General features: G+C 68.8%; 17 protein-coding genes. 10 read left to right on the top strand and 7 right to left on the bottom strand.

Annotation, left to right across the window (positions count from 1 at the left end; all coding sequences use genetic code 11):
- Positions 1-528 precede the first annotated feature (528 nt).
- On the bottom strand, positions 529-1,257 hold the full coding sequence (locus tag AC5P9I_RS02560) for a response regulator (protein WP_049467921.1): 729 nt from the start codon (positions 1,255-1,257) through the stop codon (positions 529-531).
- A 127-nt stretch (positions 1,258-1,384) separates the two neighbouring features.
- On the opposite strand from AC5P9I_RS02560, the gene rlmD reads away from it, so the two are divergent.
- The 9 genes from rlmD (at position 1,385) to AC5P9I_RS02515 (ending at position 8,718) form a co-directional block, all read left to right on the top strand.
- Entirely contained in the window at positions 1,385-2,719 is a 1,335-nt protein-coding gene (gene rlmD / locus AC5P9I_RS02555) for a 23S rRNA (uracil(1939)-C(5))-methyltransferase RlmD (RefSeq protein WP_049467876.1), read from the top strand.
- A gap of 34 nt (positions 2,720-2,753) precedes the next feature.
- Positions 2,754-3,239 (top strand): CYTH domain-containing protein, encoded by a 486-nt coding sequence (locus AC5P9I_RS02550; protein WP_049467878.1) that lies wholly within the window; start codon positions 2,754-2,756, stop codon positions 3,237-3,239.
- A 113-nt stretch (positions 3,240-3,352) separates the two neighbouring features.
- Positions 3,353-4,048 (top strand): DsbA family oxidoreductase, encoded by a 696-nt coding sequence (locus AC5P9I_RS02545; protein ID WP_049467880.1) that lies wholly within the window; start codon positions 3,353-3,355, stop codon positions 4,046-4,048.
- 164 nt (positions 4,049-4,212) lie between these two features.
- Entirely contained in the window at positions 4,213-5,220 is a 1,008-nt protein-coding gene (gene nagZ, locus AC5P9I_RS02540) for a beta-N-acetylhexosaminidase (protein WP_049467882.1), read from the top strand.
- Positions 5,220-5,774 (top strand): hypoxanthine-guanine phosphoribosyltransferase, encoded by a 555-nt coding sequence (locus tag AC5P9I_RS02535; protein ID WP_005418223.1) that lies wholly within the window; start codon positions 5,220-5,222, stop codon positions 5,772-5,774. The genes nagZ and AC5P9I_RS02535 overlap by 1 nt, the downstream gene beginning before the upstream one ends.
- A gap of 82 nt (positions 5,775-5,856) precedes the next feature.
- Positions 5,857-6,603: an S-methyl-5'-thioinosine phosphorylase gene (locus tag AC5P9I_RS02530; protein ID WP_049467884.1), complete on the top strand. Its 747-nt coding sequence runs from the start codon at positions 5,857-5,859 to the stop codon at positions 6,601-6,603.
- An 88-nt stretch (positions 6,604-6,691) separates the two neighbouring features.
- Positions 6,692-6,898, top strand: coding sequence for a cold-shock protein (locus AC5P9I_RS02525; RefSeq protein ID WP_005410590.1), 207 nt, complete (start codon positions 6,692-6,694; stop codon positions 6,896-6,898).
- Between the two features lie 101 nt (positions 6,899-6,999).
- Positions 7,000-8,268, top strand: a complete 1,269-nt coding sequence (locus AC5P9I_RS02520; protein WP_074724977.1) for an FAD-dependent oxidoreductase — start codon at positions 7,000-7,002, stop codon at positions 8,266-8,268.
- 180 nt (positions 8,269-8,448) lie between these two features.
- Complete coding sequence (locus AC5P9I_RS02515; RefSeq protein WP_049467888.1) at positions 8,449-8,718, top strand: hypothetical protein; 270 nt, start codon at positions 8,449-8,451, stop codon at positions 8,716-8,718.
- Between the two features lies 1 nt (position 8,719).
- On the opposite strand, the gene pdeM is transcribed toward AC5P9I_RS02515, so the two are convergent.
- Genes pdeM through AC5P9I_RS02495 form a run of 4 tightly spaced genes read right to left on the bottom strand, consistent with a single transcriptional unit; the run spans position 8,720 to position 14,409 of the window.
- Entirely contained in the window at positions 8,720-9,361 is a 642-nt protein-coding gene (pdeM, locus tag AC5P9I_RS02510; RefSeq protein ID WP_049467890.1) for a ligase-associated DNA damage response endonuclease PdeM, read from the bottom strand.
- The gene (locus tag AC5P9I_RS02505; protein WP_049467891.1) at positions 9,351-11,810 is read right to left on the bottom strand and encodes a ligase-associated DNA damage response DEXH box helicase; all 2,460 of its coding nucleotides are present in this window, start codon (positions 11,808-11,810) and stop codon (positions 9,351-9,353) included. The genes pdeM and AC5P9I_RS02505 overlap by 11 nt, the downstream gene beginning before the upstream one ends.
- Positions 11,807-13,414 (bottom strand): ATP-dependent DNA ligase, encoded by a 1,608-nt coding sequence (locus tag AC5P9I_RS02500; protein ID WP_049467893.1) that lies wholly within the window; start codon positions 13,412-13,414, stop codon positions 11,807-11,809. Before AC5P9I_RS02500 ends, AC5P9I_RS02505 begins: the two co-directional genes overlap by 4 nt.
- Complete coding sequence (locus AC5P9I_RS02495) at positions 13,411-14,409, bottom strand: ligase-associated DNA damage response exonuclease (RefSeq protein WP_049467895.1); 999 nt, start codon at positions 14,407-14,409, stop codon at positions 13,411-13,413. Before AC5P9I_RS02495 ends, AC5P9I_RS02500 begins: the two co-directional genes overlap by 4 nt.
- A 113-nt stretch (positions 14,410-14,522) precedes the next feature.
- Between AC5P9I_RS02495 and AC5P9I_RS02490 the strand changes: the two genes are divergently transcribed.
- On the top strand, positions 14,523-16,160 hold the full coding sequence (locus tag AC5P9I_RS02490) for an acyl-CoA dehydrogenase family protein (protein ID WP_049467897.1): 1,638 nt from the start codon (positions 14,523-14,525) through the stop codon (positions 16,158-16,160).
- Between the two features lie 168 nt (positions 16,161-16,328).
- Here the strand turns inward: AC5P9I_RS02490 and AC5P9I_RS02485 are convergent, their stop codons facing one another.
- Together AC5P9I_RS02485 and AC5P9I_RS02480 are read right to left on the bottom strand one after the other, a co-directional pair.
- A complete protein-coding gene (locus tag AC5P9I_RS02485) occupies positions 16,329-16,739 on the bottom strand; it encodes a hypothetical protein (protein WP_049467900.1) in 411 nt (136 codons plus the stop codon).
- Positions 16,740-16,896: 157 nt separating this feature from the next.
- Positions 16,897-17,238, bottom strand: a complete 342-nt coding sequence (locus AC5P9I_RS02480; protein ID WP_049467903.1) for a hypothetical protein — start codon at positions 17,236-17,238, stop codon at positions 16,897-16,899.
- Positions 17,239-17,312: the final 74 nt, after the last annotated feature.

Genomic DNA, 17,312 nt, shown 5'->3' with positions numbered 1-17,312 from the left:
CACCTGCCGAAGCCGAAGCCGAAGCCGAAGCCGAAGCCGAATCAACGTCAACGTCAACGGCAAAAGCTGGCTATCCGTGGGTAGGCGGGGTGGGTCCGGTTGCGGGAGACGCCGTAAACCCGTCCCTGGGGGCTTGGCCGCGGCATCCATGCCGCGGACACTCCCGCAACCGGACCCACCCCGCCTTCGACAGTGTTCCGCGAGCTGTCGGAACGGGGTGGGGTCGGATCCGTTTTCCGCAGGAAAACGGATCCGACCCCAGATTGATTTCGATATCTGACAGAAATTCATCCACGCATGGCGTGGATCTACCCGATCGCGGAAAACTGTCAGAGGTGGGGCGGTGTCGGAGGGCGGGGTGTCAGCCGCATGGATGCGGCTGCCAAGCCCCCATGGATGGGTTCACGGCGTCCCCGCACTCCGACATCGCCCCGCCAACCCACGGAATGCCAGCTTTTGCTTTTGCTGTTGCTGTTGCCTTGGTTTGAAGCCTCTGCAGGTGCAGGGCGCAGCCCTGCCGAACACCCCTCAATGCAGCAGGGCAGCTACCGCGTCGCGGAACCCCGCCTGGGCCTGCCCGGAGTCGGGTGCGTAATGCAGCTGGCGCACGGCCCGGCCCAACCGGGCCGCCCCCACGAAGCCACAGCTCGCCTGCAGCCGATGCAACTGGCTGCGCAGCTGGCGCTCGTCGTGCTGGTCCACCGCCTGCTCGACCGCGTCGCGCACACCGGGCAACTCGGCCAGGAACAGCTCGCGCAGGGCGATCAGATGGTTGCGCTGGCCATTGAGCGCGGCCAATGCCGCAGTCTCGTCCCAGTCCTGCACCTGCAGTTCGACGGCGGCCGGGGCCTGCGCCACGAAAATTCCCGCCGGGCTGTTGACCAGGGCGCGGCGCACCGCTTTCAGCAGCTGGTCGCGTCCGAGGGGCTTGACCAGCGTGTCACTGAAGCCGGCTTCGCGCAGGCGGGCGTGGATGGCGGCATCGCCGTCGGCGGTATGCGCCAGCGCCGGCGTGTCCGGATGGGATCGGCGCAGCTCGCGCAGCAGCTGCGCGCCATTGCCGTCCGGCAGGTTGACGTCGATCAGCCACAGATCATGCGCACCGGGTTCGGCACTGGCCAGCGCACTGGCCAGCGAATCTGCGGTGTCCACATCCGCCGGTAACGTTTCCAACGCCGCCTTGAAAAAACCGCGGCTGATGATGTCGTCCTCGACAAGCAGGAAGCGGGGCCGTGCGGCCCGCGGGGTCATCTGCATCAGGGCTGCCTCCATGTCTGCTGGCCCAATCATCAAGCACGACGGCCACCGGCGCAAGCGGGTCCGGACCCCATCAGTCAGGATCTGCGACAATACGCCCCCATTTTTGCCCGCAGCCTGTTGCCACGTGGCCCGATCCCGCTCCCGCACCGACCGTACCCCGTTCCAGACCGAGATCCTCGACCTCAGCCATGATGGTCGCGGCGTCGCCCGCCGTGAAGGCGAGGGCGGCAAGGTCACCTTCGTCAGCGGCGCCCTGCCCGGCGAGGTGGTGAAGGCTGAACAGACCGCCCGCAGCCGACATTTCGACGAGGCACGCACGCTGGAGGTGCTGCAGGCCTCGCCGCAGCGGGTGACGCCGAAGTGCCCCCATTTCGGCACCTGTGCCGGCTGCGTGCTGCAGCATCTGGACGAGGCCCAGCAGATCGTCGCCAAGCAGCGCGTGCTGATGGACAACCTGGAGCGGATCGGCCATGTGAAGCCGGGCACCGTGCTGCCGCCGCTGGTCGGCGAAAGCTGGGGTTACCGCCGCAAGGGCCGCTTCTCGGTGCGCCGGGTCGAGAAGAAGGACAAGACCCTGGTCGGCTTCCGTGAACAGGATCCGCGTTTTGTCGCCGACCTCAGCCAATGCCTGACGGTGATTCCGGAAATCGGCACCAAGGTCGAGGCGCTGTCCACCTTCATCGAATCGCTCGATGGCAAGCGCGACATCCCGCAGATCGAGTTCATCGCCGGTGACCAGGCGGTGGTGCTGACCGTGCGCCACCTGCAACCGCTCAGCGATGCGGACCGCGCGGCCTGGGCGGCCTTCGGCCAGCAGCATGGGTTCGTGATCTACCTGCAGTCCGGCGGCGTGGACACCGTGCAGCCGCTGGACGGGCAGGGCGTGCCGCTGTCGTTCCGGCTGGTGCCGTGGGACGTTGAACTGGCGTTCCGCCCGCTGGATTTCATCCAGGTCAATGCCAAGCTCAACGAGAAGATGATCGCCCATGCCCTGGACCTGCTGCAGCCGGGCGAGGACGAGCGCGTGCTGGACCTGTTCTGTGGCCTGGGCAACTTCACCCTGCCGCTGGCCCGCCGTGTGCGCGAGGTGGTGGGCGTGGAGGGCGATGCCGGCCTCGTCGCGCGTGCGCGTGAGAACGCCGAGCGCAACGGCCTGGCCAACGCACAGTTCTTCAGCGCCGACCTGACCCAGGACCAGCGCAGCACCCCGTGGATGCGCCAGGGCTTCGACAAGCTGCTGCTGGATCCGCCGCGCTCGGGGGCGATCGAAGTGCTGCAGCAGCTGCCGCTGAAGCAGTTCAAGCGCATCGTCTACGTCAGCTGCCACCCGGGCTCGCTGGCACGCGATGCCGGCTATCTGGTCAACGAACAGGGCTTCACCCTGGTCAGTGCCGGTGCGATGGACATGTTCCCGCACACCGCGCACGTGGAAAGCATCGCGGTATTCGAGAAGCGCTGAGCGGCGGTCATCACCCGTGGCGCATAATTGCGCCATGGGCATCGAAATCGAACGCAAATTCCTCGTCAGCAGTGAGGGCTGGCGCACCGCCGCGCATCGGGTGATCCCGATGGCGCAGGGCTACATCAACGACATGGGCGCGCTCGACCGCGGCACCCAGAACGCCTCGGTGCGCGTGCGCATCGAAGGCGACCACGCCGCGCTGAACCTGAAGTCGCGCACGATCGGCCATACCCGCCAGGAGTTCGACTATCCGATTCCGGTGGAGGATGCGCGCGCCCTGCTGGCGCTGTGCGTCGGTGGCCTGATCGACAAGCGCCGCCATCTGGTCGAACACGCCGGCCTGACCTGGGAAGTGGACGAGTTCCTCGGTGACAACGCTGGCCTGGTGGTGGCGGAGGTCGAACTGGACAGCGCCGACCAGGCGATCGACCTGCCGGACTGGGTCGGCGCCGAAGTCACCGACGATGCGCGCTACTACAACGTCGCGCTGGCCAGCCACCCCTATTCACAGTGGTGAACCCCCAAAAAGGGGACGGAGGGGATTAAGTCGTGTTTACCCCACCTGTGCGGGAAACGACTTAATCCCCTCCGTCCCCTTTTTTCGAGGGCGACGGGCCCCATGTGGTGGGGATGAGAATCGACATCTACTCCGACGTGGTCTGCCCCTGGTGCTGGATCGGCAAGCATCGTTTCCAGCAGGGCGTGCAGTTGCTGGGCGAGAACGCGCCTGACCTCGATATCCACTGGCAGCCGTTCCAGCTGGACCCGGATGCGGACGCTACCCCGGTGCCGCTGCGCGAGGCATACGTGCGCAAGTTCGGTGGCGTCGAGCGCACCGAGCAGATCCTCGGCCAGACCCAGACCACCGCGCGGGCCGAGGGCCTGCCGATGGACTTCAGCCGTGGCCAGGTGCGGGTGACCACGCTGCCGGCCCACCGGTTGCTGTGGTTGGCGGGCGAGCATGGCGTGCAGGACGCGGTCGGCGAGGCGCTGTTCCGCGCCCACTTCGAACATGGCCAGAACCTGGCGGACCCCTCGGTGCTGATCAAGGCCGGCGTGGCAGGTGGCCTCGACGCTGGCGAAATCGCGCAGATGCTGGCCTCCGACCGCGGCCTGGCCGAGGTCGAAGCCAAGCTCGGCCAGGCCCATGCGCTGGGCGTTTCCTCGGTGCCGACCTTCGTCATTGATGGAAAGTGGGCCATTTCCGGGGCACAGCCGCCCGAGGCCTTCGCCAACGCGCTGCGCCAGATCGCCGCCGAGCAGGGGGCTGCGGCCTCCTCGGCTGTCGGCGACGAGGCCTGCGGCCCGGATGGCTGCAAGGTCTGAGCAGATCGGGGGCAGCGCCCTGCGGGGATCCCGGCCCCGGGGTCAGATGCCCGCAGGGGCTCTGACCCCACACTGCTCCCCCTTGTTCTGCCCCCTGCGCCTGTCGGCCGGTTCTGCGACAATGCGGCACTGCGCCATGCGGGCGCGTGTTGTGGAGATCGACCATGCTGCTGATCGGCGTTGCCGGCACCGAACTGACCGCCCAGGAACGTGACTGGCTGCAGCACGATGCCGTGGCCGGAGTGGTGCTGTTCAAGCGCAACTTCGCCTCGCGCCAGCAGGTGACCGATCTGAGTGCGGCGATCCGTGCCGCTGCCCCGCGCCCGCAGCTGATCTGCGTGGACCAGGAAGGCGGCCGCGTGCAGCGTTTCCGCGAGGGCTACAGTGCGCTGCCGCCGCTGCAGGACATCGGGGCGCTGTACGCCACCGATCCGCAGCAGGCGCTGGCGCTGGCCGAGCAGCACGCCTGGCTGATGGCCAGCGAAGTGCGCGCCAGCGGCGTGGACCTGAGCTTCGCGCCGGTGGTCGACCTGGGCCGTGGCAACCGCGCCATCGGCAACCGTGCCTTCAGTGAAGACCCGCAGGTGGTGGCCGCGTTCACCGCCGCCTATGTGCGCGGCATGCACGCGGTCGGCATGGCCGCCACGCTCAAGCATTTCCCCGGCCACGGCACCGTGCTGGAAGACACCCACGTCGATACCGCGATCGATCCGCGCGCGCTGGACGAACTGCGCGCCCAGGACCTGGTGCCGTTCCAGGCCGGCATCGCCGCCGGTGCCGACGCGGTGATGATGGCGCACGTGATCTATCCGCAGGTGGCACCGGAGCCCGCCGGCTACTCACCGCGCTGGATCCAGGACATCCTGCGTGGCCAGCTCGGTTTCCGTGGCGTGGTGTTCTCCGATGACATCGGCATGGCCGCCTCGCACAGCGCCGGTGGCGTGCCGGCACGCGTGCACGCGCATCTGGATGCGGGCTGCGACGTGGTGCTGGTCTGCCACCCGGAACTGGTCGACGAAGCCCTGCACGCCGTGCAGGGACGCGCTCTGAACACTGCTGCGCTGCTGGGCCTGCTGGGCCGCGGCGCGCTCGGCTGGGACGGCCTGCTGGCCGATGCCCGCCATGGCGACACCCAATCCCGTCTGCTTGAAACCCTTGGAAGAACCGTCTGATGCCCAACCTCACCATTTCCCAGGCCCTGGCCCAGGCTGACCTGCTGGTCGACCGCCCCACCATCGACAAGGCCATCGCAGCGATCGCCGACGCCATCGCGCGCGATTACAAGGGCGAGGTGCCGCTGTTCCTGTCGATCATGCACGGTGCGCTGCCGTTCGCCGGCCAGCTGGCGCTGGAACTGGGCGCGCGTGGCCAGGACGTGCAGTTCGATTACCTGCATGCCACCCGTTACCGCGGCGAAACCACCGGCGGCGACCTGGTCTGGAAGCACAAGCCGGCCACGTCGCTGTTCGGCCGCCGCGTGCTGCTGGTCGATGACATCCTCGACGAGGGCTACACCCTGCAGGGCGTGCGCACCTGGTGCCTGGAACAGGGCGCGACCGACGTGCGCATCGCGGCGATGACGGTGAAGAAGCACGACCGCGCGCTGCCGGACGTGACCGCCGACTACGCCGGCATCGAACTGCCGGACCGTTACGTCTTCGGCTTCGGCATGGACGTCAACGAGACCCTGCGCTGCGTGCCGGCGATCTACGCAATGAAGGAGTAACGGCGCAGCTGCCTGCGACGCGTCTTATTCCACCGCCGGCATCCTCGGGTGCCGGCGTTCGTCTTTCCATGGAGTGCTTTGAATGCAACAGATCGCCCTGGCCGTGATCGGCGGTACCGGTGTCTACAACCTGGCCAAGCTCGACGACGTGCAGACCCACGAGGTCGACACCCGCTTTGGCCGCCCGTCCGGCCCGGTGCGCGTGGGCACGCTGCTCGGCCATCGCGTGGCGTTCCTGGCGCGGCATGGCGAGGGCCATTCACTGCCGCCGCACAAGGTCAACTACCGCGCCAATCTGGCCGCGCTGCAGCAGCTGGGCGCGCAGCGGGTGCTGGCATTGAACACGGTGGGTGGCATCACCGAGAACTTTGGTCCGCGCGTGCTGGCCTGCCCGGACCAGATCATCGATTACACCTGGGGCCGCATCAGCACGATCTGTGAAGAAGAGGGCACCGACGTGGTCCACGTCGATTTCGGCCATCCGTACACGCCGATGCTGCGCAGCAAGATCCTGGCCGCGGCCAGAGTGACCGGCGTCACGGTCCATGACGGTGGCTGCTATGGCGCGACGCAGGGCCCGCGCCTGGAAACCATCGCCGAGATCGCCCGCATGCGCCGCGACGGCTGCGACCTGGTGGGCATGACCGGCATGCCGGAGGCCGCGCTGGCACGTGAGCTGGGGCTGGATTACGCCTGCCTGGCGATCGTCGCCAACTGGGCCGCCGGCTGCGGTGATGGCGAGGAAATCACGATGGCCGAAGTGCTGGCCAACGTCCAGGCGGCCAGCAACGGACTTCCGGAACTGGTGGGCGAATTGGCACGGGGGTGATTGTCTTCCCCGAGCAAGCTTTGCATACTCAGCTTGTGCGCGGGTTCAGCGTACACCACCCATTCATTGCATAAGGTCTCGCATCACCATGCCGAACGGTACCGTCAAGTGGTTCAACGACGCCAAGGGATTTGGCTTCATCTCGCCGGAGGATGGCAGCGCCGACGTGTTCGCGCACTTCTCCGCCATCAACTCCAAGGGCTTCCGCAGCCTGCAGGAAGGCCAGCGTGTCACCTATGACGTGACCCAGGGCCCGAAGGGCGCCCAGGCTTCGAACATCACGCCGGCCGAGTGACCCACTCGACAGTGCGTTGAAAACCCCGCTCCGGCGGGGTTTTTTTTTGCCGGGTGCACGCAGTCCGTTCGCGATCCACCGGCCTCGGGCACAATGCAGCCATGAAGGAACGACTGCGCATCGCCGTGATCGGCTACGGCACCGCTGGACAGGCTGTGTCCATCCTGCTCACCCGTGACGGCCACGAGGTGGAGATCTTTGAACGCGTGCCCGCGCCCGGGCCGGTCGGGGCCGGCTTCCTGCTGCAGCCGAGCGGCCTGCAGGTGCTGTGGCAGATGGGCCTGCTGGATGCGGTGCGTGCGCATGCCGCGCCGGTGCACCGCTTGTATGGCGATACGCCGTGCGAACGCGCCGTGATGGACATGCGCTATGAGGGCCTGGACGCGCGCCTGCACGGGCTCGGCATGCAGCGCGGTGCGCTGTTCTCGCTGCTGGACGAAGCACGTGCGGGCGCGGGCCAGCTGCATGCCGGGACCACCATCGCCACGGTGGATGCCGGGCAGGGCCGCCTGCGCGACAGCGAGGGGCGCGTGCACGGCCCGTTCGACCTGGTGGTGGCCGCCGACGGCGCGGCCTCGACGCTGCGCGGCACGATCGAAGGCGGTACCGGCCTGGATCGCGTGTATCCGTGGGGGGCGTTGTGGTGCCTGCTGCCGGCCGAGGACTGGCCGCACCTGCAGGAACTGCGGCAGCGCTACGTGGCCGCGCGCAAGATGATCGGGCTGCTGCCGGTAGGCACCCGGCCCGGTGATGATACGCCGCGCCTGAGCTTCTTCTGGAGCCTGCCGCGCGCCGACTTCGAGCGTTGGCAGGCCGATGGCATGGCGCCCTGGCTGGACGAGCTGCACGCGCTGTGGCCACAGGCCAGTGCGCGCTTCGCTCATCTGCGGGATGCCAGCCAGCTGGCGCGGGCGGTCTACCGGGATGCAGTGATGACACGCTGGCACCAGGGCCGCATGGTGCTGGCCGGCGATGCCGCCCATTCGATGAGCCCGCAGCTGGGGCAGGGCGTGAACATGGCGCTGCTCGATGCAGTGGCGCTGCGCGATGCCGTGCGCACCCATGGCGCAGCGGGCGAAGCGTTGCAGGCGTACCAGGCGCAACGGCGGGCGCACGTGGCGGTCTATCAGCGCTGGAGCCGTTGGCTGACGCCGTTGTTCCAGTCCGATCGCGATGCGTGGGCGAAGGCGCGCGACGTCCTGCTGGGCCCGATGGGGCGCCTGCCCGGCGGCCGCGGCCACATGCTGCGCGTGCTGAGCGGAACACAGCACGGCTGGTTCGGTTCACTCGCACTGGATCCAGCCTTCATCGATGCACTGGCCACCGCAGCGGACGCGCCTCCCATCAGTGCGATCGCCGCCAATGCGTGAACTGCTCCGTCACGTGAATTAACGGTTATCTCACCGCGGATATGCGAGAAGTGGGTGGCACGCGATTGCGCGTCGCCCGTTTTCCTTTCCGTGATCAACATCGCGCATGGCCCCGGGCGGCGCTGCCGTTGCAGCCCGCTGCGGCCCGGATGCGCCGCTGATGTTGACGAGGAGGATGCCATGTTGTTCGCGGTCGAGGAGCTGGAATCGGAAATCTGCAAGCTGCGCGGACTGCTGCAGATGCTGCACGAGGACCAGCCCGACGTATTGGAGGATGTCTTCGAGTTCCACGTCGGCAGCCTGATCAGCCATGCATCGCCGGAACACCACCCGCGCATCCGCGCCTGCGCCCAGGAGATGCTGGCAGCCATCCGGGCCCTGCCGCGGCGACGCGGCGATGACACACCCGTGTTCCGCGTGATGCCGCAGCTGGACATCCGCCCGGCCTGATTCACGCCACTGGCAAGGTCACCACGCCGTTGTCCACGCAGGCGATCATCTGTTCGCCGCGGACGGGCACTGGCACGATGCCTGCCGTGAACGCGGAAAAGGCCGGCAGGATCGTCATTCGTTCGCGCAGCCAGAAGGCCGGGAAGCGGCGGCGCAATGCGGGCAGTGCGACCTGTGGATGCAGGTGGCCGGCGATCACGTGCCACGCCGGGTCTGCGCACGGTTCATGGCGCAGCAGGAACGGTGCCAGCCGCACCTCCTCGTGGATCTGCACCTGCAGCTGGGCATGCGGCAGCTGGCGGTCGTGGTTGCCGCGCAGCACATGCACCTCCAGCGCGGCATTGCGTTCGCGCCAGCCCAGCCATTGCTGGTACCACGCTGCGCGATGGGCCGGTCCATGCAGGATGTCGCCGAGGATCCAGAGTTCGCGGCAGGCGTACCTGTCCAGGAGTGACTGCAGTCGCTGCAGGTCTTCGCCGGTACCGCCGCGGGGCAGCGCAATGCCGGCGCGGCGGAACACATCGGCCTTGCCCAGGTGCAGATCCGCGATCAGCAGCGCCTGCCGCGCCGGCCAGTAGAGTGCGCGCGCGCCCGCCAGGGTCACCGGTTCGCCGGCAAGCAGCAGCGGTAGTTCATCGGCCATGGCGGCGCTCGAGCTGCTGCGCCGCGCGTTGCACGCGGGTGCGCCAGTCTTCGTTGCTGAACTGCCCGCGCAGGCGTTCGGCCCACAGTGGAAAGCCCAGGGGCGAGAGCGATGCAGGGCGCTGCATCGACATGCGTCGCGCGCCGATCCGGACCAGCACCTGGCGTAGCCCCGGCAGGTCAAGGCTGTCATGCAGCACTTCGCGTTTGGCCAGCGCCAGCAGCAGGTGCTCGGGGTCATGCTCGCGCAGTACGTCGTACAGCAGGCCCGCTGAGGCCTGCAGCTGGCGCAGCGATCGCGGCATGCCTCCGGGCAGGCTGGGTACCAGCAGGCCTGCGACGCGCGCGATGCCACGGAACTGGCGCCGCGCCAGCTCGCCCAGGTTCACCGCCGCACGCAGATCGTCCAGCAGCTGATCGGGGCTGAACAGCGCATGCCATTGCGCCGCGTCCAGGTCGATCGCCTGCGCCGGTGCCAGCACCAGGCCGTGATCATTCACGGCATAGCCGATGCTGTTGCGCTGCTGGCGGGTGCACCGCAGTGCCAACAGGGCGGCCAGCGCCTCGTGCACGTGGCGTCCGGCAAAGGGATAGACGAACAGGAACTGGCCTTCGCGGCGGCGTACGTCTTCCAGCAGCACGCGGTCCGGGCCGGGAAGCGCCGACACCTGCTGCTGAAGTGCCAGCAGCGGCGCCAGCCAGCGCGCTTCGGCACTGTCGTCGGCGCCTGACAGCACCGACTCCAGTTCGCTGCCGAGTGCCATCGACAGCGGCAGCTGGCCTCCCTGCCAGCGGGGCACGACACCGTCACCGCGCCCGCGTGCCAATCGCACGAAAGCGGTCATGTCGCGCAGCTGCACCAGTTCCAGCAGGCGCCCGGCGAACTGGAAGCGGTCTCCGCGGCGCAGGCGGCCGGCGAACTGTTCCTCCACAGCGCCGAGGCTGGCCCCGCGCAGGAACTGCACGCGCACGCTGCCATCGCTGCTGATGGTGCCGATCGACAGCCGGTGGCGCAGTGCCTGGCGCCGGTCGTGCATCCGGTAACGGCCATCGGCGTCCTGCACGACCTTGTGGAAGTCAGGGTACTGGGCCAGGGCCTGGCCCCCCTGCACGATGAAGGTCAGCACGGCCTGCCACTGGTCCTCGGCCAGGGATGCGAATGCATGGGTGCGCCGGACCTGAGCCAGCAGCGCATCACCGTGGAAGCCACCGGCCAGGGCGCGGCTGACCGCATGCTGGGCCAGGACGTCCAGCGACAGCGTCGGCGGCCTGCGTGCTTCGACCACGCCTTCGGCCAGTGCACGACGCACGGCTGCGTACTCGGCCAGTTCCAGCGCATGGCTCGGCACGCACAGGATCGCGCCGCTGGCACCGGGACGATGGCGCGCACGTCCGGCGCGCTGGCGCAGGCGGGCGACGCCCTTCGGGCTGCCCAGTTGCAGCACCTGTTCGACCTCGGGAAAGTCCACGCCGAGGTCGAGGCTGGAGGTGGCGACCACGCAGCGCAGCGTGCCTGCACGCAGCCCGTCCTCCACCTGCTGGCGCAGCACCGGATCCAGCGAACCGTGGTGCAGCGCGAGCGTGTCCTGTTGCTCGGGCCAGACCGACGCCAGCGCCTGATGCCACAGTTCTGCCTGTGCACGGGTGTTGGTGAACAGCAGGCTGCTGCGTGCCTGCATCAATGCGTCCAGCACCCGCGGCAGTTGGGCCAGGCCCAGGTGCCCGGCCCAGGGAAAGCGTTCACCGGGTTCGGGCAGCAGGCTGCGCACCGTGGTCGCACGCGGGCGTACACCCTCCACGATCGGTGCATCGGGTTGCCCGGGCAGCAGCACGTCACGGGCTTCATCCAGATTGCCCAGCGTGGCCGAAAGCCCCCACAGCTGCAGCGCGGGGGCGGTGTCGCGCAGCAGCGCCAGGTTCAGCTGCAGCAGCACACCCCGCTTGTTGCCCAGCAGTTCATGCCACTCGTCCACCACCACGCAGCGCAGCTGGCGCATGCGTGCGAGCGTATCGGGATAGCTCAGCAGCAGCGCCAGCGATTCGGGCGTGGTCACCAGGACGTCGATGCGGCCCTCGCGTGCCTGCCGCCGCTCGCGGTTGCTGGCGTCACCGCTGCGAAGTCCCACGCGCCATCCCAGTCCCAGCCCGTCGACGACCGCCTGTAGCGCGCGTGCGGTGTCACTGGCCAACGCGCGCAGGGGCGTCACCCACAGCACCTGCAGCGGGCGCACCGCGCTTGCGCGCCGGGGCAGCGGCGGTGGATCGATCATTGCCTGCAGCAGGGGGCCGCCGAACATCGCCAGCGTCTTGCCGCTGCCGGTGGGCGTATGCAGCAATCCGGATTCGCCGGCAAGGTAGTGCCGCCACATTGCGCGCTGGAACGGCAGCGAACGCCAGCCTTGGGCCGCGAACCAGTCTTCCAGCCGGCGCAGCGCCTGGCTGCGCTTCATCGGGCCAGCGCCTGCAGCGTGGCCAGCTGATCGGCCTCGCTGGCCGGCTTGTCCTGGCGCCAGCGCAGGATGCGCGGAAAACGCACGGCGATGCCCGACTTGTGGCGGCTGCTGCGGTTGACTGCCTCGAAGCCCAGTTCGAACACCTGTTCGGCGCGCACACTTCGCACCGGTCCGAAGCGCTCGCGCGTGTTGGCGCGGATCCAGCGATCGAGCGCGAGAATCTCCTTGTCGTCCAGCCCCGAGTACGCCTTGGCCACCGGCACCAGCGTCTCGCCGTCCCACACGCCGAAGGTGTAGTCGGTATACAGCGTGCTGCGCCGCCCGTGCCCGGCCTGGGCGTACAGCAGCACCGCATCGATCGTGAGTGGATCGACCTTCCACTTCCACCAGTCGCCGCGTCGGCGGCCGGCCTGGTAAGCGGACAGCCGCCGCTTCAGCATCAGTCCTTCCACCCCGCGTTCGCGCGCGACGTCGCGCAGTGCGGCGGCATGCGGCCAGTCGTCAGCGGCAACCTCGGGCGACAGCTGGATCCGCGCATCCGCCAGCGCACCGAGGACGCTGGCGAGCCGGGTGCGCCGCTCCTGCAGGGGCAGCTCACGCAGGTCAACGCCATCCTGTTCCAGCAGGTCATAGGCCAGCACGCGCACCGGCGTGTTGCGCAGGGTCGCTGCACCGGGCTTGCGACGCTGGATGCGGGTCTGCAGTGCGGTGAATGCGCGCGGCAGGTTGGCGGCCTCGTCCCAGGCCAGCAGCTCACCGTCCAGCACGCAGCCGTCGGGCAGCGCCATCGCCGCCTGCTCGATCTCGGGAAAGCGGCCATCCAGCCGCTCCTCACCGCGTGACCAGAGCGCGACCTCACCACGCCGGCGCAGCAGCTGCAGGCGGATGCCATCCCATTTCCATTCCAGCAGCCAATCGCCGATCGGCCCGAGGCGCTCCGCAGGTTCGCTTTCCAGTGGCGAGGCGAGGAAGAACGGGTAGGGCTGCTGCCGGTCCAGCGGCAGCTCGTCCGGTGATAGCAACTGAGCCAGCAGTCCGGGCGAGGGCACCCACTCGCCGAGCATGCGCTGGGCGATGCGTGCTATGTCCAGGCCGGACCACTCGGCCAGCGCCTGCTGCACCAGTCGCTGCGAAACGCCTACGCGCAGGGCGCCGGTCAGCAGCTTGTTGAACACCAGGCGTTCGCTGCTGCAGAGCTGCGTCCAGCCTGCGACGACCGCCGCACGGCGGACCGGTTCGGGCTGGTTGGCCACCGCCAGCAGGTGCTGTTCGATCCATTCGGCCAGGGGGCGGTCGGGCGCCGGCTGTTTCGGATCATCCAGCAGCAGGGTCAGCGTTTCGGCCAGGTCGCCCACCTGCGCATAGCTGTCTTCCACCAGCCACGGGGGCAGCCCCGATGCGTCGGCGATCCAGGCGCGCAGTTCGCCGCTGGCGGCGATCTTGCGGCGTGCGCCACCTACCTTGCCACCGCTGAGCAGGTACAGCGCCCATGCCGCGTCATGCGCCCCTGCCTGGCGGAAGTAATCGACCAGCGCCGCACGCTTGTCCAGCGTGGCGGTGCTGCGGTCCAGCCGTTGGTAAAGCGCAGCGAAGGCCTTCATTCCTCGCTCCCGAAATCCGTGCGGAAGGCTTCGGCGGCCACGCCGCGCTCGCGCAGGAAGGGAATCAATGCATCGGTGTTGCCGTGCGTGGCGATCACCCGGCGCGCGCCGGTCTGTTCAATGGTCTGCAGCAGCGCCGGCCAGTCGGCGTGATCGGAAATGACGAAGCCGCGATCGACATTGCGACGCCGCCGGTTGCCGCGAAGCTGCATCCAGCCGGAGGCAAAGCCGAGCTGGTGGCGGCCGAAACGACGCATCCACGGCGTGCCTGCCGCCGACGGCGGCGCCAGGATCAGCTGGCCGGCCGCATCCGGCTGGCGTCCCTGTTCGGCGACCGTGTGCGTCTCCAGCAGGGGCACGCCCGCCTGCCGGTAGACCGCCACGCCGTTGGCGATGGCACCGTGCAGCCAGGCCGGGCGGTCGTCCAGCGGCAGCAGCTCGGCAAGCACGCGCTGTGCCTTGCCGAGCGCGTAGCACAGCAGGATCGCAGCCTCGCCGCGTTGTTCGCATTCGCGGCGCCACGCCACGATCTCGGCCGCCACCGCCGGCGTGTCCGGCCAGCGGTAGATGGGCAGGGCGAAGGTGGCTTCGGTGATGAAGGTATCGCAGGGCACCACCTCGAACGGCGCGCAGGTCGGGTCGGGCTGGCGCTTGTAGTCGCCCGAGGCCACCCAGACCTGCCGGCCGTCGTCGATGCGCACCTGCGAGGAGCCGAGCACGTGTCCGGCCGGATGCAGCGATACCTGCACCCGGCCCAGGCCGAATGGCACGCCTTCGGCATGCGCCTGCACCTGCACGTCGCCCAGGCGCCAGCGCAGGATCGGCAGGCTGCCTTCGCTGCAGTGGTATTCGCCCATGCCGGGGCGTGCGTGATCGCCGTGGCCGTGGGTGATCACCGCACGCGGCACCGGTCGCCAGGGATCGATATGGAAATCGCCGGCGGCGCAGTACAGCCCCTCCGGGCGCAGCACCACCAGATCGTCATTGCCTGCCATGGGCCCACTGTGGCCTGCGCCTCGTGCACGCAGTGAGAACCGGCCTGAACACGGGCTTGGCGGATCATGCGGCACAATCGGGCCGCAGACTTCTTGGCGCCAGGATGGACCGGATGAGTGGACCCCGCTTCGACAGCAACCCGCCGTTTGAAACGCATGTGGTGCTGAACCAGCCACCGCCGTTCGCGGGGCGCCAGTTGTGGACCGACGACGTGGCGCTGATGGAAGCCGTGCAGCGCGAGGGCGCTGGCAGCTTCGCACCGCGACTGGATGTTTATGGCGGGTTGGCCGGTGACGAGCTGTACCGGCTCGGCTTCGATGCCAACCGCGATCGCCCGCGCCTGCGTACGCATGATGCGCAGGGCCATCGCATCGACACGGTGGAGTTCCATCCGGCCTATCACCAGTTGATGGGCACGGCCAAATCGCACGGCGTGGCCGGACTGTCCTGGCACGAGCCGCAGCCTGGCGCGCACGTCGCGCGTGCGGTGCTGAGCTACCTGCATCACCAGGCCGAGGCCGGCACCAGCTGCCCGCTGACGATGACCCACGCGGCAGTGGCGGTGCTGTGCACGCAGCCGCACCTGGCCGAGTGGGCACGCAAGGCCGCGGCGCCGGTCTATGACCCGCGCGACGTGCCGGTGGCCGACAAGGGCGGCATCACCCTGGGCATGGGCATGACCGAGAAGCAGGGCGGCTCGGATGTGCGCGCCAACAGCACGCGCGCCGAACCGATCGATGGCGAGCGCTATCGCCTGGTTGGCCACAAGTGGTTCTTTTCCGCACCGATGTGCGATGGCTTCCTGGTGCTGGCGCAGGCGCCGGGCGGGCTGACCTGCCTGTTGATGCCGCGCCGGTTGGCCGACGGTGACCGCAACGCATTCCGGTTGATGCGGTTGAAGGACAAGCTCGGCGACTGGGCCAATGCCTCCAGCGAAGTCGAATTCTGCGGTGCGCAGGCCTGGCGTGTGGGCGACGAAGGGCGCGGCGTCGCCACCATCATCGGCATGGTGATGATGACCCGCCTGGATTGCATGCTGGGCGCCGCAGCGGAAATGCGCATGGCGCTGGCCCAGGCGCTGCACCACGCACGCCATCGCCGCACCTTCGGCAAGCTGCTGGTCGAGCACCCGTTGATGACCAACGTGCTGGCCGACCTGGCGCTGGAATCGGAAGCAGCCACGGTGCTGTCGATGCGCATCGCACGTGCGGTGGACCGCGCCGCCGTGGATGCCAGCGAGGCCGCGCTGGCGCGGCTGGGAACGGCACTGGGCAAGTACTGGCTGTGCAAGCGCGCACCGGCCTTCGTCAACGAAGCGCAGGAATGCCTGGGCGGAGCAGGCTATGTGGAGGAATCAATGCTGCCGCGGTTGTACCGGCAGGCACCGTTGAATTCGATCTGGGAAGGCAGCGGCAACATCCAGTGCCTGGACGTGCTGCGCGCGCTGGCACGCGAACCGGAGACGCTGGCGGCGCTGCGCGCTGAGCTGGCGGCGGTGGCCGATCGTGATGCGCGCTACGCGGCGGCGCTGCAGCGTTGGTCAGCGGCGCCGGCGCCCGACGAGTCGCAGGCACGGACGTTCTGCGAGCGCACTGCGCTGCTGCTGCAGGCGGCGCTGCTGCTGCGTGCGCGCAGCCCGATGGCCGAGGCGTTCGTGCGCAGTCGGCTGCAGGGGGAGCATGGCCTGGCATTCGGGACGCTGCCGGCGGGCGTGGATCTGTCGGCAATGCTGGCGCGTGCGCTGCCGTAGGGGCGCCGTGCATACGTCCGTGCAGGCCCGGGCGCGCCATCCATGCCGCTTGCGCCCCTGCGCCACCTGCCCGCGGGCAGAGAGCGAAAAGCAGAAAAGCCGCGGCGGCGCCGCGGCTTTCCTGTAGCGCCGGGCCCATGCCCGGCTGATACGACGTCGCTAAGCGCCTCAGTGCTTGGCTTCTTCCTTGGCGGCGTTCGCCTTCGCGTCATTGGCGACATCGCGTGCCTTGTCGGCGACCTTCTGCGCGGCATCGGCAGTTGCGTCACTGGCGTGGGCAGCGGCATCGGTCGCCGCGTCCTTGGCCTTGTCGGCGGCGTTGGCGGTGGCGTCTGCGGCCTTGTCCAGGGCCTGCTGGGTGTCGGCCGCGGCCTGCTCGGAGGCGGCGGCCGTCTTGTCGGCGGCTTCGCGGGTCGCGGCGGCGGCCTTGTCCACGGCGTCGCGGGCGGCAGCGCCGGCACTGTCGGCGGCCTGCTGCGCGTCCTGCTTGGCCTGTTCGGCTTCCGGGCCCTTGCAGGCAGCCAGCGCCAGCAGCAGGGAAGCAGCCAGCAGAGGCGTGGTGATCGGGCGAATCTTCATGGCGGTCTCCGGTGCTGCAATGGATGGGGACGCCAGCCTATTCATGCCGTTGTGAAGACGGGGTCGCGATGCAGCGACGCGGTCGCCGGCATCGGGGCAAAGAAAAAGCCGCTGGCGAACCAGCGGCTTTTCCAGAACAGCGTGAAGAAAGAAGTTATTACTTCTTGGCTTCTTCAGCAGCGTCCTTGGCCTTTTCAGCGGTAGCTTCGGCAGCCTTGGCGGCGTCCTTGGCTTCGCCAGCAGCGGCGTCGGTGGCAGCAGCGGCGGTCTGGGCAGCGGCGTCGACCGAAGCGTCAGCAGCGGTGGCGGCGGTGTCAGCGGCCTGCTGGGCAGCAGCGGCGGTCTGGGCGCCGGCAGCGGCGGCCTGGTCGGCAGCAGCCTGGGCTTCGGTGGCGGCTTCGTTGGCCGAAGCAGCGGCGTCCTGGGCAGCTTCCTGCTTCGAGCAGGCGGCCAGGGCCAGAGCCAGGGACATCGCGACCAGCAGCTTGTTGATGCTCATTGTGTGAATCCTCGTCGTTAGATTAGGCAACGCGCAACTGCGCGCCGACAACATGATGACAAGCCAAGATTGGG

The organism is Stenotrophomonas sp. YJH_SMC_29 (assembly GCF_059371235.1).
Note: the sequence above shows the minus strand (reverse complement) of the source record. Positions and strands in the feature narration are given on the sequence as shown.